At 65.3% G+C, this 620-nt stretch carries 1 protein-coding gene; it reads right to left on the bottom strand.

Annotation, left to right across the window (positions count from 1 at the left end):
* Window positions 1–494 (bottom strand): helix-turn-helix domain-containing protein (locus tag ACFPN9_RS08080; RefSeq protein ID WP_377816341.1); only part of this gene is annotated, 494 nt, incomplete at its 3' end.
* Between the last annotated feature and the right edge of the window lie 126 nt (window positions 495–620).

Genomic DNA, 620 nt, shown 5'->3' with positions numbered 1-620 from the left:
CTCTCCTGCTTCTCGTGCCCGAAGGCGCGCACATGAAGCCGGCGCGAATAGCCCAGCGTTGCGACAAAGAAGAAAACCTTGGTCGCGACACCGCCAATCTCGACCCGGCGTTCGCCGAAATCGATCTGCAGCTGCTCGCCGGGCGGCGTCTCGAACCGAACCGTCGCCCGCGCCTCGGCGACCAACTCCCGGCGCAGCGGCGCCACCGTGCGCTCGACTGTGCGCAGGCTGACATGGATGTCCTTCTCCTGCGCCAGTTCCTGGCGGATGACATCGGCGTTCCCGCGATGGCGCCGAAATCGCTCGGCCAACCAATCCGACAGACCGTCCAGCTTCTTCGAGCGCGACGGCGTCACACAAGGTCGCCAATCGCCGTATCTCAGCCAGCGCTTCACCGTGTTCTTCGAGCAGCCAAGCTCGGCCGCGATCCGCTTCGCGCCCCACCCCAACCCCTTCAGACGCACCATCGCCGACACGTCGTCCGGCGTCTTCATCTCGTCCCTCCGCGGCAAACCCGACCGCGGAGAACTCTGAACCTCTTGCTCTTCCATGCCGACCTCCTCTCCAGAGGGGTCAGTTCCTCATGGCGTCAGGGGGGCAGTTTGTCGTGGCGCCTGACA

This window comes from Allobosea massiliensis, from assembly GCF_042655245.1.
GTDB classification, from domain to species: Bacteria; Pseudomonadota; Alphaproteobacteria; order Rhizobiales; family Beijerinckiaceae; genus Allobosea; species Allobosea massiliensis.
This window is presented reverse-complemented; position numbering and strand designations above follow the sequence as displayed.